This window comes from Onishia taeanensis (genome assembly GCF_013349955.1).
Lineage (GTDB): Bacteria > Pseudomonadota > Gammaproteobacteria > Pseudomonadales > Halomonadaceae > Onishia > Onishia taeanensis_B.
On record NZ_JABVXC010000011.1, the window covers coordinates 50,230 to 73,569 of the forward strand.

At 62.7% G+C, this 23,340-nt stretch carries 24 protein-coding genes; 7 read left to right on the top strand and 17 right to left on the bottom strand.

The annotated features are described in order from the left end of the window. Nucleotides 1-345: 345 nt before the first annotated feature. Nucleotides 346-1,725 carry a class II fumarate hydratase gene (locus HUS66_RS12895; protein ID WP_175071315.1) on the bottom strand — a complete coding sequence of 460 codons (1,380 nt, stop codon included), beginning with the start codon at nt 1,723-1,725 and terminating at the stop codon, nt 346-348. Between the two features lie 49 nt (nt 1,726-1,774). Beyond that, a complete protein-coding gene (locus HUS66_RS12900; RefSeq protein ID WP_175071316.1) occupies nt 1,775-2,827 on the bottom strand; it encodes a GGDEF domain-containing protein in 1,053 nt (350 codons plus the stop codon). Nucleotides 2,828-3,021: 194 nt separating this feature from the next. Between HUS66_RS12900 and HUS66_RS12905 the strand changes: the two genes are divergently transcribed. Beyond that, nucleotides 3,022-3,390, top strand: coding sequence for a phasin family protein (locus HUS66_RS12905; RefSeq protein WP_254628823.1), 369 nt, complete (start codon nt 3,022-3,024; stop codon nt 3,388-3,390). A gap of 321 nt (nt 3,391-3,711) precedes the next feature. Beyond that, the gene (locus HUS66_RS12910; protein WP_175071317.1) at nt 3,712-4,191 is read left to right on the top strand and encodes a hypothetical protein; all 480 of its coding nucleotides are present in this window, start codon (nt 3,712-3,714) and stop codon (nt 4,189-4,191) included. A gap of 27 nt (nt 4,192-4,218) precedes the next feature. Here the strand turns inward: HUS66_RS12910 and HUS66_RS12915 are convergent, their stop codons facing one another. The 3 genes from HUS66_RS12915 to HUS66_RS12925 form a co-directional block, all read right to left on the bottom strand. Next, nucleotides 4,219-4,728: a YchJ family protein gene (locus HUS66_RS12915; RefSeq protein ID WP_175071318.1), complete on the bottom strand. Its 510-nt coding sequence runs from the start codon at nt 4,726-4,728 to the stop codon at nt 4,219-4,221. Between the two features lie 66 nt (nt 4,729-4,794). Continuing rightward, entirely contained in the window at nt 4,795-5,496 is a 702-nt protein-coding gene (gene hda, locus HUS66_RS12920; protein WP_175071319.1) for a DnaA regulatory inactivator Hda, read from the bottom strand. Further along, the gene (locus HUS66_RS12925) at nt 5,493-6,569 is read right to left on the bottom strand and encodes an AI-2E family transporter (RefSeq protein WP_175071320.1); all 1,077 of its coding nucleotides are present in this window, start codon (nt 6,567-6,569) and stop codon (nt 5,493-5,495) included. Before HUS66_RS12925 ends, hda begins: the two co-directional genes overlap by 4 nt. Before the next feature lie 111 nt (nt 6,570-6,680). Here HUS66_RS12925 and purM point away from each other — a divergent pair, with 111 nt between their 5' ends. Beyond that, on the top strand, nt 6,681-7,772 hold the full coding sequence (gene purM, locus HUS66_RS12930; RefSeq protein WP_175071321.1) for a phosphoribosylformylglycinamidine cyclo-ligase: 1,092 nt from the start codon (nt 6,681-6,683) through the stop codon (nt 7,770-7,772). After that, a complete protein-coding gene (purN, locus tag HUS66_RS12935) occupies nt 7,769-8,509 on the top strand; it encodes a phosphoribosylglycinamide formyltransferase (RefSeq protein ID WP_175071322.1) in 741 nt (246 codons plus the stop codon). Before purM ends, purN begins: the two co-directional genes overlap by 4 nt. Nucleotides 8,510-8,614: 105 nt before the next feature. Here the strand turns inward: purN and lipA are convergent, their stop codons facing one another. From lipA to HUS66_RS12995, 12 genes are all read right to left on the bottom strand, one after another. Next, nucleotides 8,615-9,625, bottom strand: coding sequence for a lipoyl synthase (gene lipA / locus HUS66_RS12940; RefSeq protein ID WP_175071323.1), 1,011 nt, complete (start codon nt 9,623-9,625; stop codon nt 8,615-8,617). Between the two features lie 27 nt (nt 9,626-9,652). Next, the gene (lipB, locus tag HUS66_RS12945; RefSeq protein ID WP_175071324.1) at nt 9,653-10,330 is read right to left on the bottom strand and encodes a lipoyl(octanoyl) transferase LipB; all 678 of its coding nucleotides are present in this window, start codon (nt 10,328-10,330) and stop codon (nt 9,653-9,655) included. Continuing rightward, complete coding sequence (locus tag HUS66_RS12950; protein WP_175071325.1) at nt 10,330-10,641, bottom strand: HP0495 family protein; 312 nt, start codon at nt 10,639-10,641, stop codon at nt 10,330-10,332. Before HUS66_RS12950 ends, lipB begins: the two co-directional genes overlap by 1 nt. Before the next feature lie 110 nt (nt 10,642-10,751). Then, nucleotides 10,752-11,954: a D-alanyl-D-alanine carboxypeptidase family protein gene (locus HUS66_RS12955; RefSeq protein WP_425340087.1), complete on the bottom strand. Its 1,203-nt coding sequence runs from the start codon at nt 11,952-11,954 to the stop codon at nt 10,752-10,754. Nucleotides 11,955-12,011: 57 nt separating this feature from the next. Continuing rightward, the gene (locus HUS66_RS12960) at nt 12,012-12,953 is read right to left on the bottom strand and encodes a septal ring lytic transglycosylase RlpA family protein (RefSeq protein ID WP_175071326.1); all 942 of its coding nucleotides are present in this window, start codon (nt 12,951-12,953) and stop codon (nt 12,012-12,014) included. After that, the gene (gene mltB / locus HUS66_RS12965) at nt 12,950-13,957 is read right to left on the bottom strand and encodes a lytic murein transglycosylase B (RefSeq protein WP_254628824.1); all 1,008 of its coding nucleotides are present in this window, start codon (nt 13,955-13,957) and stop codon (nt 12,950-12,952) included. Before mltB ends, HUS66_RS12960 begins: the two co-directional genes overlap by 4 nt. Nucleotides 13,958-14,016: 59 nt before the next feature. Next, the gene (gene rodA, locus HUS66_RS12970; protein ID WP_175071328.1) at nt 14,017-15,180 is read right to left on the bottom strand and encodes a rod shape-determining protein RodA; all 1,164 of its coding nucleotides are present in this window, start codon (nt 15,178-15,180) and stop codon (nt 14,017-14,019) included. Beyond that, nucleotides 15,177-17,060 carry a penicillin-binding protein 2 gene (mrdA, locus tag HUS66_RS12975; protein WP_175071329.1) on the bottom strand — a complete coding sequence of 628 codons (1,884 nt, stop codon included), beginning with the start codon at nt 17,058-17,060 and terminating at the stop codon, nt 15,177-15,179. Before mrdA ends, rodA begins: the two co-directional genes overlap by 4 nt. 77 nt (nt 17,061-17,137) lie before the next feature. Continuing rightward, nucleotides 17,138-17,605 (bottom strand): 23S rRNA (pseudouridine(1915)-N(3))-methyltransferase RlmH, encoded by a 468-nt coding sequence (gene rlmH / locus HUS66_RS12980; protein ID WP_175071330.1) that lies wholly within the window; start codon nt 17,603-17,605, stop codon nt 17,138-17,140. Further along, nucleotides 17,602-17,967 (bottom strand): ribosome silencing factor, encoded by a 366-nt coding sequence (rsfS, locus tag HUS66_RS12985; RefSeq protein ID WP_175071331.1) that lies wholly within the window; start codon nt 17,965-17,967, stop codon nt 17,602-17,604. Before rsfS ends, rlmH begins: the two co-directional genes overlap by 4 nt. Nucleotides 17,968-18,034: 67 nt before the next feature. Continuing rightward, nucleotides 18,035-18,688 (bottom strand): nicotinate-nucleotide adenylyltransferase, encoded by a 654-nt coding sequence (gene nadD / locus HUS66_RS12990; RefSeq protein WP_175071332.1) that lies wholly within the window; start codon nt 18,686-18,688, stop codon nt 18,035-18,037. 22 nt (nt 18,689-18,710) lie between these two features. After that, entirely contained in the window at nt 18,711-20,021 is a 1,311-nt protein-coding gene (locus HUS66_RS12995; protein ID WP_175071333.1) for a glutamate-5-semialdehyde dehydrogenase, read from the bottom strand. A gap of 119 nt (nt 20,022-20,140) precedes the next feature. On the opposite strand from HUS66_RS12995, the gene HUS66_RS13000 reads away from it, so the two are divergent. From HUS66_RS13000 to HUS66_RS13010, 3 genes are read left to right on the top strand one after another with little or no spacing between them, the layout of a single operon-like run. Beyond that, entirely contained in the window at nt 20,141-20,962 is an 822-nt protein-coding gene (locus HUS66_RS13000) for a hypothetical protein (RefSeq protein ID WP_175071334.1), read from the top strand. 4 nt (nt 20,963-20,966) lie between these two features. Further along, nucleotides 20,967-21,905, top strand: coding sequence for a diguanylate cyclase domain-containing protein (locus tag HUS66_RS13005; protein WP_175071335.1), 939 nt, complete (start codon nt 20,967-20,969; stop codon nt 21,903-21,905). Beyond that, complete coding sequence (locus HUS66_RS13010; RefSeq protein ID WP_175071336.1) at nt 21,902-23,305, top strand: bifunctional DedA family/phosphatase PAP2 family protein; 1,404 nt, start codon at nt 21,902-21,904, stop codon at nt 23,303-23,305. Before HUS66_RS13005 ends, HUS66_RS13010 begins: the two co-directional genes overlap by 4 nt. Nucleotides 23,306-23,340: the final 35 nt, after the last annotated feature.

Here is a 23,340-nt window from a genome sequence, read left to right on the forward strand (position 1 = left end):
GTCTATCCCCCGACCGCAGCAGAGGTGGAGCAGTTCCGCCGCTATGCCGAGCCGATCAAAGCCGGATACTTAGTGAACTATGGCGATGACGGCGTACGGTTGCTCGCCGAGCTCGATGCTGCACGTGAGCGGGCTAGCAGTGAAGTAAAAGCGGACGGTGAATCAACTCTGGAATAATCACGAGCACGAGTCGATATACGAGGTAATAGGCGGCGCTTCGGCGCCGCCTTCCTCATTCAGGAGCAAACTCATTGAGTAGCAAAGGTTTTACTCCGCAGCATCTGACTAAAGAGCGAAAGGCATAGCGAGACACAGTGCCAGTCACCTTCACGCCAACAAATTCCGCTATTTCGGAATCCCTCCTCGCGTCAGCGCCGCAGGGTCCAGCAGCCTTTCCAGTTCATCGCGCCCCAGATCGGTGTCTTCCTCGGCCACGTCGAGAATCGGTCGCCCCGCCTGATAGGCCTTTTTGGCAATCGCCGCCGCTGCATCGTAGCCGATCACCGAGTTGAGGGCGGTAACCAGGATCGGGTTGCGCGACAGCGGAGCCTTGATGTTGTCCTCGCGCACGTTGAAGGTCGCGATGGCGCGATCGGCAAGCAGCCGGCTGACGTTGGTCATCAGCGTAATGCCGGTATGCAAGTTGTGGGCGATCAGAGGCAGCATCACGTTAAGCTGGAAGTTGCCGCTCTGCCCGGCCACCGCGACCGCCGCATCCAGGCCGATGACCTGAGCAGCGGCCTGGGCAGCCGATTCGGGAATCACCGGGTTGACCTTGCCCGGCATGATCGAGCTGCCGGGCTGCAGGGCTTGTAGTTCGATCTCGCCGAGGCCCGCCAGCGGCCCGGAATTCATCCAGCGCAGGTCGTTGGCAATCTTCATCACCGCACAGGCATAGGTCTTGAGGTGCCCCGAGAGTTCCACTGCGGCATCCTGACCGGCCAGGCCGGCGAAGGCACTGTCGTTGGGCATCAGCGCCAAGCCTGTCTGATCGCTCAAGGCCGTGGCCATGCGCTCGGCAAACTCAGGATGAGCGTTAACCCCAGTGCCCACGGCCGTGCCGCCCTGCGCCAGGCGCCCAAGCCGCACCTGCCCGTCCTCGAAGCGCTCAATGGCCTGAGATATCTGGCTCGACCAGCCGCCGAGCTCTTGGCTCATGCGCACCGGCATGGCATCCATCAGATGGGTGCGGCCGGTCTTGACCACGCCATCGAGTTCGGCAGCCCTGGCATCGATGGTGGCTTGCAGGTGCGCAAGCGCCGGCATCAGTGCATCCTTCACGGCCATGGACGCCGAGACATGGATCGCCGTCGGGATCACGTCGTTGCTCGATTGTCCCATATTGACGTGATCGTTAGGCCCCACCACGAGGCCTTCCCGAGACGCTAAGTGGGCGATGACCTCATTGACGTTCATGTTGCTCGAGGTGCCCGACCCCGTCTGGTAAACGTCGATGGGGAATTGATCATCGTACTCGCCGGCAATGATGGCCTCGGCCGCCTGCTGTATCGCCTCGGCACGCGGCCCATCCAGCAAGCCAAGTTCGGCGTTGACCTTGGCCGCCGCGGCCTTGATGCGCGCAATGGCATGAATGAAGGCCACCGGCATGGGCTGGCCGCTGACCGGGAAGTTATTGACGGCACGCTGGGTCTGAGCGCCATAGAGGGCATCAGCCGGCACCTCTAGCTCACCCATGCTGTCATGCTCAGTGCGGGTATCGTTCATTGGGCTGTCCTTATGGCTAGGAAAACACTATCTGAAGCCTGCGAAGGCATCAGTTGGCCACTTGCTGAGGCACGCTACTCAGGGAAACGCGATGCCCGCCAGCCGCCTTGCTCGAGTACATGGCATGGTCGGCATGCTCCATCAGCGTCGCTAGCTTCTCGCCATGCTGAGGATAGGAGGCCACCCCGACACTGATGCGGGGCAACTCCTCCTCGGCCCGCTCGAGCAAGCGCTCGATCATCGCAATGGCTCCCTGTTCATCAGTATTGGGGAGGAACATGCCGAATTCATCCCCCCCCAGCCTGGCGACCAGGTCGCTCTCCCGCTTGCAGTCTTCCAGGCAGCTCGCCACCGCCAGTAACGCGCTGTCCCCCACTGCATGACCATCCCTGTCATTGATGGCCTTCAGGTCATCCATGTCGATGACCACCACACTGAATGGGCGCTGATAACGCACCCCATCGGCATGAAAGGGGCTGACCAGCTCAAAGAAGGCACGGCGGTTGAGCATGTTGGTAAGGGAATCACGGGTCGCCATATTCAGCAGCATACGGTTCGACAGATGAATCGCATCCACCAGCGCCGCCGTGAGATAGCCGGTAATCAGAAAGACCACCAGGTTGGAGCCCGCCACAATCAGCCCCTCAGCGCTGAGCAAATCCCCACCATCAAACTGGAAAAGAAGCAGGTAGCAGGCCGCAATCAACCCTACCAATAGCAAGGTTGCGGTCGCTCCCAGGGTCAAGGCGCTGGTGACCACGGCAAGCAGATAGAGACTTCCCATGGGACCCTGGACACCGTTGGTGCCATGCAGGAACCAGGTGATGAAACCGACCATTACCAGAGTATGCAGGGTCAAAAGCCAGCGACGGCGTTCATCAAAATACTTGAGCCGACTCGCCAGAAGGCTGAACAGGAAATAGCCGGTGATCCCCACCACGATGGACATCCCCCCTATCTGTGGCGAGCCTACGACCACCAGATGGAAGATGACCAGACTCACCAACAGCCACTCGATCTGATAGACCCCGGCCGTGAATCCGCTGATCTGCACTTTGCGCGGGTCCCAAACTAATGGGGGTAACGGATCCTTTTGTGCCATCTTGTGCCTCGTCGCCATTCCTTGCCCATCCCTGGAGCTATCATGCCAAGCTCACCCGATGATAGCGACCGCTCATGGCCGGCTTCTGGAGTTCGTGATCACGCTGCATGTTGCACTGCAACAAAGGGCCTGCTATTGTGCATTGCAACGAAGGTCAAAACCCTTCGTATCCAGACATTTTACGGAGGTGTGCAATGAACGACTTCATGAACAACATCAACTTTGGCAAGACCACCGAACAGCTCGAGACCTTCTTCTTCGGTCCGGCTCGCGCCTATGCGGCGCTGACTCTGGACTACAGCGAGAAGCTCGCCAACGCTCAATTCGACGCCATCAAGGCCTACAGCGATACCAGCCTGAGCCAGGCGCGCGCCGCCATGGACATCAAAGATGCCGACGGCCTGCGCAGCTACATCGAGGGTCAGCAGAAAGTCGCCAAGGATCTCGGTGAGCGCGTCAAGGGCGACACTGAGAAGGTCGTAGCCCTGAATCAGGACTTCGCCCAGCAGAGCCAGAAGCTGGTAGAAAGCAGCGTCAAAACCGCTGCTCAGTCCGCCAAGTAAGCGTTATCTGAGAGCGATAGGGTTGAAAAACCCAAGACGCCAACAGTAAGCGGCATTAGAGAGTGGCCGACCTCGCGCTGGTAGCCGGCCAACTCTCTGCTCGAAAGGCCGCCGATCCCTGATCGGCGGCCTTTTGACGTCTATCGGTCCTGGAGGTCCCTGGACTATTTCTTTCAGACGGCGGGTAATGGATTAAACGCAAGTCTTGACCTCAGCAGCTCGCTTTATTGATGGTCATCAAGATGAAGGCCGGCGTAAGCCCTTATGCTGTGTGGGCGGATAACCAAACCTAAGCGCGGCCATGACAACAAGGAGGCCAACATGACCGATAGCGTCGGGTCACTGCTCGCTAGCAATTTACATCCGCAGCGACAGATCCAGGCACTCTGGACACATGAGCAGGCGGAAAGGCAACGTTATCGTCTCACGGCCTTTCATTTCCTGAGCTTTGATACCGCCACCAGCCGGCTGCTGACCGTACTGGGCATGGAGTGCGAAGCTCGCCTGGAAGTGCTAGGGGCCTTGGCCGGCACCATGGAAATGCCCAGCCCCCGATGCCAAGGAGGCACTCGCGGCCTGACATCGCTTGTCCAGAATGATGAGCCCGTAAGCGCAGCGCGTCGACAATTCAGCAAGACGATTGCTGCAGCCAAGCGCGCCCAGCAGTTCTACGAAGCCATGTGTGACTCCAACACCGCGCTGGCACTGCAGGCATTCTTGCATGACGGCTTCCATCAGAAACGCGCCGAATACCGGGTGCTGCTTGAACACTTTGAAACGCTGCGGCTGCCCGGCTCATAGCCTGCCGTTCATAGCCTAAGAGGTCGTTCAGACGGCACAGCATTTCTTCAGCTTGCGCCCGCTACCACAGGGGCATGACTCATTGCGGCCAGGTTTGAGCGCTGCCAACTGGGGAGTACCGTCCAGGTATACCCATCTGCCGTCCAGACGGATGAAGCGTGAGACCTCTTCCAGGCACTGCCAGCGACCATGCTCTTGGAAAGTAGCACGAAAGTGCACCCAGCCTGTCTTTTCCCCATCCTCTTGGCCTTCCGGCTGCCCGTGGTCCAGCACCTCGAGGCGCTTCCAGCGCGTATCGACCGACAGCCCCATCTCGGTCGGGCACGTATCGGAATGCCAGGTCCTGCGCAAGTAAGCCTCAAGGCCCAGCACAAATGCACTGTAGCGCGAGCGCATCAGCGCCTCGACGGTCTTGGCGCCCGCGCCACGGTGCAAAGGGGCGCAGCATTCCCCATAGGGATCGGCACTGCCACAGGGACAAGGGGCGTCAATCGATAGGGGCGTCGATGGATCAGGAACATCAGGCGTGGTGGTCATGGGCTAGCGGGCTCATGGTCAAGGTGGGGTGGCTGGCAACAGGCCAGTCTAGCAGGTGCCGGCGAATTACCAGTCCAGCGCCTGCTTGACGAAGGGGATGGTCAACTTGCGTTGAGCGGATAGCGATGCCTGATCGAGGGTTTCCAAAGTGCCCAAAAGCTCCCCTAGACGCCTCGGCCCCCGATGCAGGATGTAACGGGCGACCTCGTCCGGCAACTGCATGCCGCGCACCCGGGCGCGCAGCTGGAGGGCCTCGAAACGGCCGGCATCGTCCAGCGGCTTGACGTGGAAGGTCATGCCCCAGGTCAGCCTTGAGGCCAGATCCGGCAGCTTGATATCGAGCTGGCGAGGCGCTGCCGGTGCGGCGATCACCAGCCGCTTGCCGGCATCGCGAAGCCGATTGAAGCAATGAAACAGCGCCTCCTCCCAGCGCTTGCGACCCAGCACCCGGTGCAGGTCATCGATGGCGACCAGATCAAGGCGTTCGCTGTCCTCGAGCATGTGGGGCGGAAAGTGGCCAAGCTCGTCCAGCGGCAGATAGAGCGCACGCTTGTCGCGATCGCTGGCTTCGTGACAGGCCGCCTGCAGCAGATGACTGCAACCGACGCCCTCGCCGCCCCATAAAAATAGAAACGGCTCACCCGTCTCATCGAGCTGGGCACGCAGGGTGCCGACCAGCGTCTCGTTGCCGCTAGGCTGGAAGTTGGCAAAGGTCGCATCGTCGCGCATGCCCACCCCGAGCGGGAGCTGCGCTGCACCGGGCTTCATGAAGCCTCCTCGTCCTGGCGTTCGATGCCATGAGCATCATATAAGGTACTGTTTTTATAGTGTTCGTGGAGATAGCGCAACACTACCATGATCACCGCCGCTACCGGCAGCGCCAGCAGCACCCCCGTAAAGCCGAACAGTTGCCCACCGGCCAGTACGGCGAAGATCACTGCCACCGGGTGCAGACCAATCTTGTCGCCCAGCAGCTTGGGCTGTAGCACCAGGCTCTCAACCAGTTGGCCGGCAGCGAACACCGCCCCCACCCCAAGTAGCGGCAGCAAGCTATCGAACTGGAAGATGGCCACCACGCCGGCCACCGAAATACCGACGATGACGCCGAGATAGGGCACGATACTGACGAGCCCCGACAGTAGGCCAATCAGCACTGCGAAGCGGAGACCAAGCACGGTAAGTCCCAGCGCGTAGATGATGCCCAAGCACAGCATCACGATCAGTTGGCCGCGCAGAAAGGCCGACAGCACCTCGTCGCACTCCTTGGCCAAATGCACGGCCGACGGCTCCCACTGGCGTGGGAGCGACCCATGCAGCTTGGCGGTAAGGCGGTCCCAGTCGAGCAACAGATAGAAAGTCACTACCGGGATCAGTGCCAGATTGCCGACCCAGGCCGCCAAAGCGAGTCCCGAGCGGGAGACCTGCGCCAGCAAGGTGGCGGCGAAGGTGCCGGTTTCCTTCCAGTTGGCCATCAGCGCCTGACGCAGAGCGTCGATGTCGGTACTGAAGTCCTGGCCGGTCAGCGACTGAATCCAGGGCACCAGGTTGGCCTGCAGCCAGTTGAGCATAGCGGGTAGAGATTCGACCAGTTGCCCGAGCTGGCGGCCGAGCACCGGCACCAACAGCAACAGCGCCAGCAGCAAGATGACGCTTAACAGCAGAAACACCAGCGATACCGACAGCCGACGGGACAGACCCCGCGCCTCTAGACGGTCGGCCAGCGGATCTCCCAGGTAGGCAAGTATCATGCTGACGAAAAAGGGCGTCAGGATCGGCTGAAGACTGATGAACAGCCAGATCAAGCCTGCCAGGCCAAGTACTAGCCACCACTGTCTGCGCATTGCATCTCTCCCTGTTCGCGTGTCTCTCCACGGTGCGGCGCGGCCCTCACGATGCTACAATTCCGTTCCACTTTTGCCCCACTTGATGATCGTATTGCGACAGGAAAGCCCATGACCCGCAGCCCGTCGGACTCCTCTTCTACTTCTTCCGCCGATTCCGCCTCGCTGAGCTACAAGGACGCCGGTGTGGACATCGACGCCGGTAACGCCCTGGTCGATCGCATCAAGGGCGTCGCCAAGCGTACCACTCGCCCCGAGGTAATGGGTGGCCTTGGCGGCTTCGGCGCACTCTGCGAGTTGCCTAGCGGCTATCGCCAGCCGGTGCTGGTCTCCGGTACCGACGGCGTCGGCACCAAGCTGCGCCTCGCCATGGATCTCGGCAAACATGACACCATCGGCATCGACCTGGTCGCCATGTGTGTCAACGATCTGGTGGTCGCCGGCGCCGAGCCGCTGTTCTTCCTCGACTACTATGCCACGGGCAAGCTCGATGTGGACATCGCCGCCGACGTGGTAACCGGCATCGGCGAGGGCTGTGCCCAGTCCGGCTGTGCCCTGGTGGGGGGCGAGACCGCCGAAATGCCCGGCATGTACACAGGCAGCGACTACGACCTGGCCGGCTTCTGTGTCGGGGTGGTCGAAAAGGACGAGATTCTCGACGGCAGCCGCGTCGGCGAAGGCGACGTACTGCTCGGCTTGGCCTCATCCGGTCCGCACTCCAACGGCTACTCGCTGATCCGCAAGATTCTCGAGGTCAGCGGCGCAGATCTCGATACCGACATCGACGGCGTGCCGCTGCGCGAGGCGCTGATCGCCCCGACCCGTATCTACGTCAAGTCGCTGCTGTCGCTGATCAAGCAAAGCGGCGTCTCGGTGCATGCGCTGTCACACATCACCGGCGGCGGCCTGTCCGAGAACATCCCGCGGGTGCTGCCCGAGACCCTCGGCGCCCGCATCGACGTCAATGCCTGGACACGTCCGGCGGTTTTCGACTGGCTGCAGGCCCAAGGCAACGTCGACGAGCACGAGATGCACCGGGTGCTGAACTGCGGTATCGGCATGGTGATCGCCGTCTCCGCCGACGACGCCGAGAGTGCCATGGCGCACCTGGGCGCACAGGGCGAGACCGTCTATCGGCTCGGTGAGATCGTCGCGCGCAGCGGCGAGGAAGAACAAGTCAAGCTGGAGAACCTCAAGGCATGAGCGAGGCAACCGACACCCTTAACGGTTTCGAAGCCGAGCAGGCCAGCACGCCTCGAGTGGTAGTGCTGATCTCAGGCAGCGGCAGCAACCTTCAGGCGCTGATCGACGCTCAGTCCTACGACGAGCTGGGCGGCGAGATCGTCGCCGTGGTGTCCAACAAGGCCGATGCCTACGGCCTCAAGCGCGCACGGGATGCCGGCATCGAGGCGGTCGCCCTGCCCCACCGTGAGTACGACAGCCGCGAGGCTTTCGATGGCGCCCTGATCAAGGTGATCGAGCGCCACGAGCCGGATCTGGTGGTGCTGGCTGGCTTCATGCGTATCCTCACGCCGCGCTTCGTGCAGCGCTTCTACGGCCGCATGCTCAACATCCATCCCTCGTTGCTGCCAGCCTATCAGGGCCTGCACACCCATGCCCGGGCACTGGCCGACGGCGTCACCGAGCATGGCGTCAGCGTGCACTTCGTCAGCGAGGAGCTGGACGGCGGCCCGGTCGTGGTTCAAGCGGCCGTCGACGTCACCCCGGAGGACACCGAGGACAGCCTTCAGCAGAAGGTCCAGAGCCGCGAGCACCTGATCTATCCGATCGCGGTACGCTGGTTCCTCGAGGGTCGCCTCACCCTGGGTGCCCAGGGCCCGACCCTGGATGGCACGCCGCTGCCGCCCCAGGGCCTGCGCCTCTCCCACGCCGATGCCGCCGAAGAGCTCGACGAGGACCTGGAAGACGACGACGCCTGACGCCAGAGCCGCGCCCAGACGAAAAAGGCCGCGCCCCTCGGGGCGCGGCCTTCTTGCATCTGGCCAGCCATGACTACCGTCTGGCCAGGGTTTTGCGCTCGCGGTTTACTTGACCTCGATGCCGTGAGCCTGCCGGTCGGCATGGTAAGACGAGCGAACCAGCGGACCGGACGCCACGTGCTTGAAGCCCATCGCCTTGCCCTGCTCGGCGAACCAATCGAAGGTATCCGGGTGCACCCAGCGATCGATCGGCAGGTGGTTCTTGGACGGTTGCATGTACTGCCCCAGGGTCAGCATATCGACGCCATGAGCCCGTAGGTCGCGCATCACCTCGATGACCTGCTCGTCGGTCTCGCCAACGCCGAGCATCAGGCCGGACTTGGTCATGACATCCGGGCGACGCGCTTTGTAGCCCTTGAGCAGATCCAGCGACCACTGGTAATCAGCCCCCGGGCGCACCTTGCGATACAGCGACGGCACGGTCTCCAGGTTGTGGTTGAAGACATCCGGCGGCGTCTGCTCGAGGGTGTCCAGCGCCACTTCCATGCGGCCACGGAAATCCGGCACCAGCACCTCGATCTCGATATCCGGGCTGTCGTTGCGAATCTCGCGAATGCAGTCGGCAAAGTGCTGCGACCCACCGTCACGCAGGTCATCGCGATCTACCGAGGTGACCACCACGTAGTTCAGGCGCATTTCCGCGATCGCCTCGGCGAGCTCCCGCGGCTCTTTCTCGTTGACCGCGTTGGGACGGCCGTGGGCGACGTCACAGAACGGACAGCGGCGGGTGCAGATGTCACCGAGGATCATGAAGGTGGCGGTGCCGCCGTTGAAGCACTCGCCCAGGTTGGGGCAGGAGGCTTCTTCACAGACGGTATGCAGGCCATGCTTGCGCAGCGTCTGCTTGATGCGCGTCACCTCCTGGGAGATCGGCATGCGGACCTTCAGCCAGTCTGGCTTGCGCGGCACGTTGTCGGTGGGAATCACCTTGACCGGAATGCGGGCGACCTTCTCGGCGCCGCGCAGCTTGACGCCACGCTCGACCCTGGCCTTCTTCTTGGCGGCGGCAGCATCGGCGGTGGACGGGGTCACGGGGGTAGCGGTGCTTTCGGTCATGATCAGGATATCCTGCGCTCGTAAACGTTAGGCACTCGCGCTCTGGTCGGAAACCAGAGAAGGCGGCATGCCGGGCTTATCGGTGAGTTGCATGTTGCCAAGCCGCGCGGCCAGACAACGGACCAGGCGATGGGTCTCAGCCTCTAGGTCAGGGGCGTCATCGACCAGGTCGGCGAGTTGGGTCATGGCCATTCCAGCATAGCCACAGGGATTGATACGCCCAAACGGCGACAGATCCATGGCCAGGTTCACAGCCACGCCATGGAAACTGCATCCACGGCGAATGCGCAACCCCAGAGAGGCGATCTTGGCATCACCCACATAGACCCCCGGGGCATCCGGGCGTGCCCTTGCCGCAATACCATGCTCCGCGAGGGCATCGACCACGGCCTCTTCCAGCGCAGTGACCAGGCTGCGTACGCCAAGCTTGGCCCGCTTGACGTCGAGCAACGGATAGATCACCAACTGACCGGGGCCGTGATAGGTCACTTGCCCGCCACGGTCGGTCTCGACCACCGGAATGTCGCCGGGCATCAGCAGGTGCTCGGGGCGCCCTGCCTGCCCCTGTGTGAACACCGGATCATGCTGGACGAGCCAAATCTGGTCGGGCTGGTCGGGCCCGCGATGGTCGGTGAGCTCACGCATGGCCTGCCAGACCGGCAGATAAGGCTGCCGACCGAGCCGATAGACCTCGAGTTCGGCCATCAGATCACCATGTGCACGCGGCCGGAAGCCTTGAGGTCGGCGTGCAGGGCGGCGATTTGCTCGGGACCGGTCGCGGTGATGGTCAGGCGCACCGACTGGAACTTGCCGTTACGGCTGTCCACCAGACGCACGGTCTGTCGATCGAAGGCCGGATCATGGTCTTCGACAATCTTGATTACCAACTCGCTCAACCCGTCGACGGCGTCGCCGACGATCTTAAGTGAATAGTCACAGGGGTATTCGAGTTCGGTGGCGTGAGCTGACGCGGGCGCGCCGGCGAGGCGCATGTCCCGCAGGGACTTGTCGGTCATGAGCGTACTCGACGAATGGTTTGTCCGAGTATTCTACTCAACCTATCCCCCTCAACCAAGAGCGGGCGACCCTGATGGCCGCCCGCTGTCTTGATCACGGCTAATCGCGCTCAGTCGAAAAGACCGCTGATGAAGCGCCGTACACTGTCCAGCAGACGCTTGAAGATGCCGCCCTGATCAATGCTTTCCAGCGCCACCAGCGGACGCTCGCCGATCACCTCGTCACCCAACTTGATTTCCAAAGTGCCAAGGCGCGCCCCTGCTTCTACCGGCGCCTCGATCGATGCCGGCAGGTTCAGGCGCGCTGCCAGCTCTTCGCCACGGCCACGGGGGACCGTCATGCGGACTTCGCGATCGACTCCCAGGCGCAGGTTGTTCTTTTCGCCGCCCCAGATGCGCGGCGAAGCGAGCACGGCGCCTTGCGGATAGAGCTCCATGGTCTCATAGAAACGGAAACCGTAGCTCAACAGCTTCTGAGACTCCTGGGCGCGTGCTTCATCGGAATCGGTGCCCATCACCACCGAGATCAGGCGCATGTCGTCACGCTTGGCCGAGGCCACCAGGCAGTAGCCCGCGGCTTCGGTATGACCGGTCTTCAGGCCATCGACGCTGGAATCGCGCCACAGCAGGCGGTTGCGGTTGGGCTGGCGAATGTCGTTGTAGGTGTACTCCTTCTCGGCGTAGACCTTGTACTGCTCGGGGTAGTCATTAATGATGTGGCGAGCCAGCAGGGCCAGATCGTGCGCCGAGGAATAGTGGTTCTCATGCGGCAGGCCGGTGGCATTGGCGAAATGGGTGTTGACCATTCCCATGCGGTCCGCCTGCTGATTCATCAGGTCGGCGAAAGCGGACTCGCCGCCGGCAATGTGCTCGGCAAGTGCGACGCTTGCATCGTTGCCGGACTGGATGATAACCCCCTGGAGCAGCTGATCGACGCTGACCTGGGAGCCTTCCTGAATGAACATCCGCGAGCCGCCAGTGCGCCAGGCCTTCTCGCTGACCAACACCTGATCGTCGCGATCGATGTTGCCGCGCGACAGCTCGTGCTCGACCAGATAGGCGGTCATCAGCTTGGTCAGGCTGGCCGGCGGCAACCGCTCGTCGGCATTATGACTGACCAGCACTTTGCCGGTGTCGGCATCCATCAGGAGCCAGGAAGAGGCCGCAAGACTCGGCGGCGACGGAATCAGGGTCTGTGGTTGGGGACTGTCGACCTCCTGCGCCTGGAGCGGCAGGGCAAAACACAACAGGCACAGCAGGAGCGCGGACATCAGGCGTTGGCCGAGGCCGGCGCGGAACAGTGAGACTCTCATGACAACATTTCTCGTGGCGTTGAGCGAAGGGAATTAAATGGTACTGCGGCACGCGTCTCAGGTGCCGTCATGAATCACCAGGGCCTGATCGAAGCCTGCACGACGCAGGGCTTCGCGCACCGGTTCAAGGTCCCCGGTAGCGGCCAGCGGGCCCACCTGCACGCGATGCAGGCGAGCGTCACTGGTCACGCGAACCGGCTGGTCGAGCTCGCCCTCCAGACGGGTCTTGAGAGCCTGGGCATTACCCTGAGACCCCAAGGCCGCGACCTGGAGGAAAAGCGAACCGTCGGTGTCGACATTTTCAGCGGCGTCTCGATCAGGCGACGCCGGTTGCACCGGCGCATTGCGACGAGCGGTGGCCGTCGTGCCTGACGTATCGTCGCTTGCCTCCGTCGTCCCGCCGGAGTGGCGAGCTTGCCAGGCCACCGGATCGATCGCCTCGACCCTGACCCGGCCGGTGCCTCGGTCCAAAATATCGAGCCGGGCCGCCGCCGCATAGGACAGGTCGATCTCACGGCTCCCATGGAAGGGGCCCCGGTCGTTGACCCGCACGATCACCTGGCGACCGTTATCCAGGTTGGTGACCCGCACATAGCTCGGTAGCGGCAGGGAGCGGTGGGCCGCTGACATCTCGTACATGTCGTAGATATCGCCGCTGGCGGTGGCATAGCCGTGAAACTTCTTGCCATACCAGGATGCCGTGCCTTCCTGTCGATAGCCCCGCGGGTCGTCGAGTACATGGTAGGTCTTGCCCCAGACCTCGTAGGTCGAACGATTGCCGCCACTGGCGCGAGGCTCAGGGCGCGGCACCGCATCGGGCACATTGGCCACGTCGGGAGGGGTCTCGGGATAGGCATCGCTGGACATGGCGTAGCGGCCGCCGGCGGTACCCGGGTCCGCCGGCGGCGCGGACGAGCTGACCGACTGCACGCTGCCCCCGCCCGCGGCGCAGCCTGCCAGCAGCGCGATGGCCGGCAGCAGTATCCATAATCGCTTCATGCCGACTCCTCCCGGGAAATCGCCTCGGCCAGCTCGCTCACCGCCATGGCGTAGAGGTGGCTATGATTGTAGCGAGTGATCACATAGAAGTTATGCAGGCCAAGCCGGTAGCGATAGGCACCATCGGCCAGATCCAGCGCCAGCGGGATCACCTCGGCGTTGGTTGCCAGACGGTCTGGCGACTCGGCCTCGACCCCCGCCTCGGCCAGAGTTGAGAGTCGGGCATAAGGGGGCCGTATCTGGTTGAAGTCGATCGTCTCCGGTGGCGTCTGGGGGCCGCTGGCCTCGACATAAAGCTCGCCTTCAGGGCGCCAGCCATGTTCGGCGAAGTAGTTGGCCACGCTGCCAATGGCATCGACAGGATTGCGCCACAGATCGCGCACTCCATCGTCGTCGAAGTCGACCGCATAGGCGCGATAGCTGGTGGGAATGAACTGCGGATAGCCCATGGCGCCGGCATAGGAGCCCTTGAGGCTTCCCGGGGCCACGCCGGCCTGGTGAGTAATATCCAGGAAGGCCGCCAGCTCGCCGCGGAAGAAGTCGCCACGCTTGGGGTGATAAAATGCCAGAGTCGCCAGCGAATCCAGCACGCGGTGGCTGCCCGTCACTCGCCCGTAGTCGGTCTCGACGCCAATGATGGCAGCGATCACCGGCGCCGGCACACCATATTCGGCCTCGGCACGCGCAAACGCGTCGCGATGCTCGGCGATAAAGGCCGCACCGCGCTCGATGCGGGCGGGCTTGAGGAAAATGGCACGATACTGATCCCAGCGCAGATGACGTTCGGCGGCACCCGCCATGGCGTCCAGCACTGACTGCCGGTAGCCGGCGCCGCTCAGCGCATCAGTCAGCCAGGCCCGTTCGATGCCCTGCTCCGCCAGCTCATCGACCAGTGCCGCCACCTTGGGGTGCGAGGAAGGATCGAAACGCTCATCGTATTGGCTGTCGGTGGCACTCGCTGACTGGGTACACAGGCCCAGCCCGAGCCAGGCGATGAGGGGCAACAGCTTCCTTGTCGTACGTCCTGCAATCATCGATCAGGGCTCTCCGTGGTCAATGCCCCCTAACGGGGCAACAACCGCCGATGGGAATGAATGGACATGAGAATACCGAAACCGGCCATCAAGGTCACGCTGGAGGTCCCGCCGAAACTGACCAACGGCAGCGGCACGCCCACCACCGGCAGAATACCGCTGACCATGCCCACATTGACGAACACATAGATGAAGAAGGTCAAAATGATACTGCCCGCCAGCAGGCGCCCGAAGCTGTCCTGAGCGCCATTGGAGAGCCATAGGCCCCGAGCGACGATAAGCAGGTACAGGCACAGCACCAGCAGCATGCCCACCAAGCCAAATTCCTCGCCAAGCACCGCGACGATGAAGTCGGTATGGCGCTCGGGCAAGAATTCGAGCTGGGACTGCGTACCCTCCAGCCAGCCCTTGCCGAACAAGCCGCCACTGCCAATGGCAGTGGTGGACTGGATAATGTTCCAGCCAGCACCCAGCGGATCGCTCTCGGGGTTGAGGAAGGTCAGCACGCGCTGGCGCTGATAGTCATGCATGTTCATCCACAGCAGCGGCAGGGCTGACGCGATCAATACGCTGAAGAAGGCGATGAAACGCCAGGACAACCCGGCCAGCAACACCACGAACACCGCTGCCGTCGCCACCAGCAGCGAGGTACCGAGATCCGGCTGCCGAGCGATCAGCACTACGGGTAGCGCAAGGATCAGCGCACAGACCAACAAATCCGGCAGTCGAGGTGGCAGCTGACGTCGTCCCAGATAAGCGGCGAGCATCATCGGCATGGCCAGCTTCATCAATTCCGAGGGCTGAAAGCGCATCACCCCGGGGATGATCAGCCAGCGCTTGGCCCCCATGCCGACATCTCCCATCACCTCCACTGCTATCAACATCAGCAGGGTCCCGCCATAGGCCAGTGGCGCCCAGCGCATCAGGGTCACGGGCGACAGCTGGGCCAGTACGAACATTACCACCAGGGCCACGCCGAGGCGCATGGCCTGCGCCTCTACCACGATCATACTCTGCCCGCTGGCACTGTAGAGCACCACCAATCCGGCCCCCATCAGCACCAGCAGCAACAGCAGTAACCAGGGGTCGAGATGCACACGCATCCATAGGCTCTCGCGCCGCGACATGCCACTCTGAGGCGGCCTGACGGGACGGGCGCGCAAAGACCGGGTCAGATCACCAAGCGCCGTCATCCGTCATCTCCCTGGGTGTCATCGTCAGCGTCTTTATCGTCGTTGCCCAATAGCCAGGCATCCGCCATGTCACGTGCCAGGTAAGATGCATGACTGCTGCCCCCGCCGGCGTTCTCGATAACCACCGAGATCGCGATCTGCGGATCATCCACCGGCGCAAAGGCGATAAACAGCGCATGGTCACGCAGCCGTTCGGCGAGTTCATCGGCGTTGTACTTTTCGTCCTGACCCAGCGAAAACACCTGCGCCGTCCCTGACTTGCCACCCATCCGATACTCAAGGCCCTCGCCGGCGCGACGCGCCGTACCCTCGCGTCCCGAGAGCACGTTCTCCATACCGGCGTAGATGTCATCCCACCACTCGGCCTTGGCGATGGTGATGTCATCCTTGGTACCTGGAAGATCGACCGGCACCTCTTCGTCACCGATGCTTTTGGCCAGTCGAGGTTTTACCCAGTGGCCGCGGTTCGCCAACACGGCCGTGGCCGTTGCCAGTTGAAGCGGCGTGACCTGCAGATAGCCTTGCCCGATCCCCACCGACAGGGTCTCGCCGGGATACCAGGGCTGGTTGAAGCGTTCTCGCTTCCATTCGCGCGAGGGCATCAAGCCGGTGCTCTCGCCATAGACGTCCTGAGTGACGTGCTCACCGAAGCCGAATTGATGCATATGCTCGCTGATGGCATCGATGCCCAGCTCATGGGCCAGGCTATAGAAATAGGTGTTATTGGACACCGTGATGGCGCGCTCCATGTCGACCTTGCCATGGCCCCAGCGCAGCCAGTTGCGATAGCGTCGCGAATCGTTGGGCAACTGGTAATAGCCAGGATCATAGATGGTATCGCTGGGCGTGATCTCGCCCTCGACCAGACCAGACAACGCCATGAACGGCTTGATCGTCGAGCCCGCCGGATAGTGGCCGCGAGCAGCGCGATTGAACAACGGCAAGTCAATATCGTTCTGCAGCGCCCGGTAGGACGCCACATCGATGCCGGTCACGAATTGGTTGCTGTCGAACCCGGGCGTCGAGACCATGGCAAGAATCTCGCCGGTCTTCGGGGCAATGGCCACGATCGAACCGCGCCGCCCATCCATCAGGTCTACGGCGAGGGACTGCAAATCCTTGTCGATGGTCAGGGTCAGATTCTTTCCTGGCACGGGGTCGGTGCGGCCCAGTTCGCGCAGCACCCGCCCCCGAGCATTGGTCTCGACCTTGCGCAGCCCCGCCTGGCCGTGAAGCTCGTCCTCGTAGTAACGCTCCACCCCGGTCTTGCCGACGAAGTGGGTACCGGCGTAGTTGCCGGGGTCCAGCTGTTTGAGCTCTTGTGCATTGATGCGCCCGACAAAACCCAGCGCATGAGACATGATCTCGGCATCCGGATAATAGCGCAGCAACTGTGCCTCGACCTCGACACCTGGCAGCCGATAGCGATTAACGGCGAGCTTGGCGATCTGCTCCTCGCTGAGGTCACTCATCAACAATGCCGGCTGGAAGGGTCGCTGGCGCTGCCGGGAGCGCTCGCGAAACGCCTCGATCTCGGCGTCAGGCAGATCGAGAAGATCGATCAGCAGTTCCAGGGAGGCATCGATGTCATCGACCCGCTCGCGCACCAGGGTAAGGTTGTAGGTTGGACGATTCTCGGCCAGAAGTTCGCCGTTACGGTCATAGATGAGGCCACGGGTGGGTGGCAGGGGCTCGACCCGCACCCGGTTGTTCTCCGAGCGCGTGATGTAGACATCATGCTGAACCACCTGCAGATAAACGAGCCGCGCCATCAAGGCACCGGTGAGCAGAACCACCAGGCAAGCCGCGACCAGCGAGCGGACACGGAAGGTATGCATTTCCTGACGGGCATTCTTCAGCGCCTGACGATGCTTACGCATGAGGAACTCTCGCGGATTCCGACAACATCAAAACGATCACTCTCCACGGGAGCGACAGGCCCTAGGGCTTAGACGACTCAACGGTGATAAGGGTGGCCGACCAGCAGGGTCCAGGCCCGATAGAGCTGCTCGGCCAGCAGAATACGCACCAGCGGATGCGGCAGCGTCAGCGGTGACAGCGACCAGCGCTGGTGGGCGCTCGCCGAGAGCTTGGGTTCCAAGCCTTCAGGCCCACCGATCAGCAGGGCCACGTCACGTCCTTCCAGGCGCCACTGGTCAGCCTCTTGGGCCAACTGTTCAGTACTCCAGGGCCTGCCACCCACTTCCAGCGCGACAAGCTGCTCGTTGCCGCGCAGCTTGTCGCGCATCCGCTCGCCTTCAAGGGCAATGGCTCGCGCCGTATCGGCGTTCTTGCCCCGAGCGCCGGGGGCTATCTCGTGTATTTCCAGGGCGAAGTCTCGGGGCAGGCGCTTGCGATACTCCTCAACGCCTTTCTCCACCCAGTCAGGCATGCGCGTGCCGACCGCCAGCACGCGCAGCTTCACGCCTGGCCTCCGCCTTGACGCTCATGAGCGCCTTCGCGGGGCAACTCGGTCCACAGCCGTTCGAGGTCATAGAGGTCACGGGTTTCGGGAAGCATCACGTGCACCACCAGGTCGCCCAGATCGACCAGCACCCAGTCGGCACCGCTATGGCCTTCAACGCCGAGCGGCATGACGTCATGTTCCTTGACGGCCTCGACCACGTTATTGGCCAGCGCCGCCACGTGACGGCTGGATGTACCGCTCACAATCAGCATCTGATCGGTCACATCAGTCAAATCGGATACGTCTAGCGTGGTGATGTCCTGGCCCTTCAGTGACTCCAGGGCATCAATGACCAGGGGTTTCAAAACGTCGATGTGCATATCGCCTCATTCATGAATGCATGGTTCGACGCCTATTCTACCCGTTTGAGACCCAGGCGACAGCGCCTCATGCATCGCGATATAACCCGCCCCGAGCGATATGCGAGAGCACCGCCTCGGGCAGCAGGTAGCGCACGCTCTCTCCTCTCCCCAGCCAACGACGGATAGCGGTGGCGGACACCGCCAAACGACTGGGCAGCGCCAGTTGCATGAGACGGCCCTGCGGCGTTTCAAACAGCGCCTCGGGGCTCTGGACCTCGCGACCGGCGATGAGTTCCTGAAGGGCTGGCGGCAAGGGAGCTGTGTGATCGGGCCGAGCGATGACCACCACATGCGCCTGGGCGAAAAGCGCCTCGGGGTCATGCCAATCGGCAAGCTTCAGGAAGGCATCGTGGCCAACGACCATCGACAGTCGCGCCTCGCGCCCGTATTCCTCGCGCAGACTTTGAAGGGTATCGGCAGAATAGGAAGGCCCCTTACGCCTGAGCTCACGGTCGTCGGCATAGAGCCCTGGCGTGTCGCCAATACCGGCACGCAGCATCGCCAGGCGCTCGGCACTGGAAACACCAGGCGCCGCCCGGTGGGGCGGCACATGGGCCGGAATCATGTGCACGCGATCCAGCCCCAACTGCATGCGCAGCTCGACGGCGCTGCGCAGATGGCCCAAGTGCACCGGATCGAAGGTGCCGCCGAGCATCGCCACACGAGGCGGGCGACTCATCGCGCCGGCCGATGGACTCTCCTCAGCCTCGCACATGACCATCGCCCATCACTACGTACTTGCGAGTCGTCAGCCCCTCGAGACCCACCGGGCCGCGGGCATGCAACTTGTCGGTGGAGATGCCGATCTCGGCTCCCAGACCATACTCGACACCATCGGCAAAGCGGGTCGAGGCGTTGACGATCACCGAACTGGAATCGACCTCGGCCAGAAAGCGGCGCGCCAGGCCGTAGTGCTCGGTGATGATGGCATCGGTGTGATGAGAGCCGTAATGGCCGATATGATCCATCGCCGCCTCAATGCCGTCGACCACCCGAATCGCCAATACCGGCGCCAGATACTCGGCATGCCAGTCGGCCTCCTCGGCCGGCACCACCTGGGGTAGCAAGGCCTGGGTTCGCGGGCAGCCGCGCAACTCGACCCCGTGCTCGGCATAGGCCGCGGCGAGCCGCGGCAGCAGCACCTCGGCAACCGGCGCGTCCAACAGCAGGGTCTCCATGGTGTTGCAGGTACCATAGCGCTGGGTCTTGGCATTGACCGCGATCGCCAGCGCCTTGTCCAGATCGGCCGTGGCGTCGACATAGACGTGACAAACGCCGTCAAGGTGCTTGATGACCGGCACCCGTGCCTCGCGCGTGATGCGCTCGATCAACGACTTGCCGCCGCGAGGAATGATCACATCGACGTGCTCGGGCATGGCGATAAGACGCCCTACCGCGGCGCGATCCGTGGTCGCCACCACCTGCACGGCCGCCGCCGGCAGTCCGGCCTCGGCAAGGCCGGCGGCAATGCAACGCGCCAGGGCAGCATTGCTGTCTCGGGCCTCGGAGCCACCACGCAGAATGCAGGCATTGCCAGACTTGAGACACAGACTGGCCGCTTCCAGGGTGACGTTGGGCCGAGACTCGTAGATGATCCCGATCACGCCCAGAGGCACCCGCATCTGGCCAACCTGAATACCACTGGGCCGCGCCCGCAAGCCATCGATTTCACCGACAGGATCGGGCAGCCCGGCGACCTGCTCCAGGCCGCTGATCATCGCGTCGACACGCGCATCATCAAGCGCCAATCGATCCAAGAGGGCATCATCGAGACCCGCTTCCCGTCCGCGCAGCAAATCCTGTTGATTCGCCTCGAGAACGCTGACGCGCGACTCATCGAGGTGTCGAGCCATCGCCAACAGTGCCGAATTCTTGCTAGCCGTAGTGCAACGCCGCATCATGGCGGCAGCGACGCTGGCCTGCTGACCCAACTGCGTCACGTAGGCGTCGACGTCGCCGGTCGGCGCCATGTCGCCATTGCCGACGACGGCCTCTGAGTAGTGTGCTGACATGCGAAACGAAAACTCCTCGTAGGCGGCTCCAGGGCCGGTATCATCATGCAATATTGCGCAAGGGAAACAATATAAGGCCCATGGGAAGCAAGTACAAAGTCGGCCCACTGCAAGCGGCTATGCTGGGATGCGCCCTCCTTTTCATTCTGCTCGCGCTGTCGGCCCCCATGCTGCCCAGCGGCATGCTTCTGGCGCTCGCAGGACTTTGGCTGACAGGCTCCGCCCTGACGCTGAAGTGCAGTGTCCGCTGGCCGTCCAGCGTTCCTTGGCAACTGCTCCCCAGTTTCTTGCTGGCAGGCCTTTACAATGTCGATACCCAGCATCAGGCCATCTGGCTGTGGTGCTTCGCCCTGTTGCTGATGCTGCCGCAGCCTGCCTGGTTGATGATCCTGCATAGCCTGGTGGCGGGTTATGCTGTCTGGCAGGTGCAAGCCTACCTCAACGTAGGCCAGACGCTGCTGGTTGCCATGTTGCTCGTTGGCCTTATGCTATTGGGTCTCGCCCGCGCCCGCGAGGTACAGTCCGCCTGGCTGCGGATCGGCAGGCGGCGGCGACTGATACCCGGCGCCCCCCTGTGGTCGGCTCATCAGTTGGGGGAAGACCTGACTCGCGAAATCATTCGCAGCGAACGTGAAGGGTCATACGCCGAACTGGTGCTTTTACGCACCCAGGCCCGGCAGTTCTGGCCATTGATGAGCAAGCTCAGCCAACGCCTAAACGACTACGAGGCCTGTTACAAACTCGACAACCGCACCCTGGCCACTGTGCTGATCAGCCGCGATCTCGAACAGGCTCGCGCGCGACGCAAGACCCTGCTCGATGGCATGCCCACCCCGCTGCGCAGCCGGATTGTCACCCTGGCTCAACCGCTGACCCTGGCCAGCGAATATCAGGCCCTCCGAGACCAGCGCCAGCCACTGGTCATCATAGAAGAGGGGTAGCGCCATGAAACAAGACAGCTTGCCTAACTCGGGGCTCTACACCTTTTTTCACGCCTGGGTCACCCTACTGACCGCAGGTGCGGCTCTGTGGCATTACCAGATGGGCCACTTCGACCGGATCCTATTACCGGCGGCACTGAGCATGGCCCTGCTGACCGCCACGCTGATGAGCCTGGGCACACCCTCGACGCGGCGTGCCGCGGCCATCATCACCCTGCTGTCAAGCTATCTGCTCTGCGCTGAATTGCTGCGCCACGGGGAGACGCCTGACATGCTCTGGCTGGGCTTTCCTCCAGTACTCACGACGCTGCTACTGTCTATGCGGAATGCCCTGTGCATCAACTTGCTGATGGCCCCGGTCTGGCTGCTGCTCAATGGCCACTGGCCGTCTCTCATCGCGCCCCTGTCCTACCTGGCAGTCAGCCTGGTCTGCGCCCTGGCTCGTTGGGAAATGATGCGTCAACTGACGCTCGACAAGCTGACCTCGCCCCATGACCCTGAGTGCGACGCCCTGTCCAGCGACATGATCGCTGAGCGCCTGCCTCAGGAGCACAAACGTGCCACCGCGCTCGGTCGCCGCCTCAGCGTACTGGTGATCCATCTGCCGCAGCTTGAAATGGCCCACGAACAGTTTGGCGCTCGACTGCGTCTTGAGCTGCTGCAGCGCTTCTGCCAGGCGGCTCGCCGCAGTTGCCGACTCGACGATACACTCGGCCGCACCGGCGAATCCCTGTTATGGATGCTGCTGCCCGGCACCGACGAAAACGATGCGCTGATGACACGCAACCGACTGCTGACCACGCTCAATGACACCGCGATCAGCGAAACCGGTCATCTCAGCGCCATGGTGGTCGCCTGCACCCTGCACCCGGGCGAGAGCCTGTCGGCCTTCGAGCAGCGTCTACGCATCAAGGAACGCGCCCTAATGGACAGTACGCCATGAGCCTCGTCGACTGGCTGTATCAGCTCACCCCTTCGCCGCCGTTACTGCTATTGGGCATCGCCGTCATTTCCCTGGTGGAGAGCCTGGCTGTCATCGGACTGGTCGTGCCCGGCGTAGTGCTGATCACTGCCGCTGCCTCTCTGGCCGGGAATCAGCAGCTGGCGATCCCACTGGTACTGCTGGCGGCCTTTCTTGGCGCCGTGGCGGGAGATGCCCTGAGTTTTGCCCTGGGCTACACCCAGCGTGACCGCGTGCCCAGGCTATGGCCCTTCTCCCGCCACCCGGAGTGGCTCGCACACGGTGCGCGCTTCTTTCAGCGCCATGGCACCCTGTCAGTGGTATTCGGCCGTTTCGCCGGCCCGGTGCGTCCGATTGTGCCGATGATCGCCGGCATGATGCACATGCGTCCCTTTACCTTTGCTTGGGCTAACATCGGCTCGGCGCTGGTTTGGGCACCGGCCTATGTGCTGCCGGGCTATCTCTTGGGACGCACCTGGAAACAGCTGCTGGACCTGCCTGTAGGCAGCGATAAGTGGCTGGTTCTGCTCGCCGTCGCCACCGGCCTAGCAGCACTGGCTTTTTCCTGGCTGCGTCACCAGTTGGCCAAGGAGGGCTGGCTCTACCGGCAGCTGGCCGGACTGGCCCTTGCGCGCCCCTGGAGTCGCCGGCTATGGCAGCGGCTAGGCTCAAAACCTCACGGCGAGATTCCGCTGGCCTCGCTGAGCCTGCTGGTGCTTTCTTCCACCGGGCTCTGCCTGTGGACCCTGGCCGTCCTGGAGTCCCACGGACCGCTGGTCATGGACGAACAAATTCGCGCCCTGATGGCCGCCATCGAATCGCCCTGGCTGACGCGGCTGGCCGAGGGGATGGCCAAAATCGGCGATGCAGCCGGTATTGTTGCGCTCTGCCTGCCCTGGGCCGGGTGGCTGCTGGCAAGGCAGCATACGACGACCCTGGTGCATTTGGCCGCAGGGCTTGCCGGCATGGCCATGGCCAACACCCTGCTCAAGCATCTGATCGGGCGCATGCGGCCCGAGGCCCCGGCCTACCTGGCCGATTCGGCGTCCTACCCTAGCGCCCATACCTCGACATCGGTGCTGTTGTTTGGCCTCACGGCTGCCTTCTTCGCTCAGGAGTTCACCTCCCAGCGCCGCCATATGGCCTACTGGCTGGCGATTCTCGCCTGTCTGCCAATGGCGCTGTCGCGGCTGGTGCTGGACGTGCACTGGGCCAGCGACCTGATCGGTGGCGTACTGCTTGGCCTGACGGGCTGTGCCATGGTCAACATCAGCTACCATCGTACGCCTCACCGCCCGATGAACGACGCACCGTGGCTTCGCCTTGCCCTGGCGTCGCTGGCGCTGCTGGTGATTCGGCTTATCTGGCTGCCCCCGATCTAGGATGCCGACCATTCCGGGCGAAACCCCAAACTCAA

Excerpts from the sequence above, each read along its gene's own strand:
- rodA (WP_175071328.1), bottom strand. The coding sequence starts at position 15,180 with ATGACGGCGCTTGGTGATCTGACCCGGTCTTTGCGCGCCCGTCCCGTC.
- HUS66_RS12950 (WP_175071325.1), bottom strand. The coding sequence starts at position 10,641 with ATGACCGACAAGTCCCTGCGGGACATGCGCCTCGCCGGCGCGCCCGCG.
- HUS66_RS12910 (WP_175071317.1), top strand. The coding sequence starts at position 3,712 with ATGACCGATAGCGTCGGGTCACTGCTCGCTAGCAATTTACATCCGCAG.
- HUS66_RS13000 (WP_175071334.1), top strand. The coding sequence starts at position 20,141 with ATGCTGGGATGCGCCCTCCTTTTCATTCTGCTCGCGCTGTCGGCCCCC.
- hda (WP_175071319.1), bottom strand. The coding sequence starts at position 5,496 with ATGAAGCCCGGTGCAGCGCAGCTCCCGCTCGGGGTGGGCATGCGCGAC.
- HUS66_RS12955 (WP_425340087.1), bottom strand. The coding sequence starts at position 11,954 with ATGAGAGTCTCACTGTTCCGCGCCGGCCTCGGCCAACGCCTGATGTCC.
- HUS66_RS12960 (WP_175071326.1), bottom strand. The coding sequence starts at position 12,953 with ATGAAGCGATTATGGATACTGCTGCCGGCCATCGCGCTGCTGGCAGGC.
- HUS66_RS12925 (WP_175071320.1), bottom strand. The coding sequence starts at position 6,569 with ATGCGCAGACAGTGGTGGCTAGTACTTGGCCTGGCAGGCTTGATCTGG.
- nadD (WP_175071332.1), bottom strand. The coding sequence starts at position 18,688 with ATGAGTCGCCCGCCTCGTGTGGCGATGCTCGGCGGCACCTTCGATCCG.
- HUS66_RS13005 (WP_175071335.1), top strand. The coding sequence starts at position 20,967 with ATGAAACAAGACAGCTTGCCTAACTCGGGGCTCTACACCTTTTTTCAC.
- purN (WP_175071322.1), top strand. The coding sequence starts at position 7,769 with ATGAGCGAGGCAACCGACACCCTTAACGGTTTCGAAGCCGAGCAGGCC.
- HUS66_RS12905 (WP_254628823.1), top strand. The coding sequence starts at position 3,022 with ATGAACGACTTCATGAACAACATCAACTTTGGCAAGACCACCGAACAG.
- HUS66_RS12900 (WP_175071316.1), bottom strand. The coding sequence starts at position 2,827 with ATGGCACAAAAGGATCCGTTACCCCCATTAGTTTGGGACCCGCGCAAA.
- lipB (WP_175071324.1), bottom strand. The coding sequence starts at position 10,330 with ATGGCCGAACTCGAGGTCTATCGGCTCGGTCGGCAGCCTTATCTGCCG.
- HUS66_RS13010 (WP_175071336.1), top strand. The coding sequence starts at position 21,902 with ATGAGCCTCGTCGACTGGCTGTATCAGCTCACCCCTTCGCCGCCGTTA.
- HUS66_RS12895 (WP_175071315.1), bottom strand. The coding sequence starts at position 1,725 with ATGAACGATACCCGCACTGAGCATGACAGCATGGGTGAGCTAGAGGTG.
- HUS66_RS12995 (WP_175071333.1), bottom strand. The coding sequence starts at position 20,021 with ATGTCAGCACACTACTCAGAGGCCGTCGTCGGCAATGGCGACATGGCG.
- lipA (WP_175071323.1), bottom strand. The coding sequence starts at position 9,625 with ATGACCGAAAGCACCGCTACCCCCGTGACCCCGTCCACCGCCGATGCT.
- mrdA (WP_175071329.1), bottom strand. The coding sequence starts at position 17,060 with ATGCGTAAGCATCGTCAGGCGCTGAAGAATGCCCGTCAGGAAATGCAT.
- rsfS (WP_175071331.1), bottom strand. The coding sequence starts at position 17,967 with ATGCACATCGACGTTTTGAAACCCCTGGTCATTGATGCCCTGGAGTCA.
- purM (WP_175071321.1), top strand. The coding sequence starts at position 6,681 with ATGACCCGCAGCCCGTCGGACTCCTCTTCTACTTCTTCCGCCGATTCC.
- HUS66_RS12915 (WP_175071318.1), bottom strand. The coding sequence starts at position 4,728 with ATGACCACCACGCCTGATGTTCCTGATCCATCGACGCCCCTATCGATT.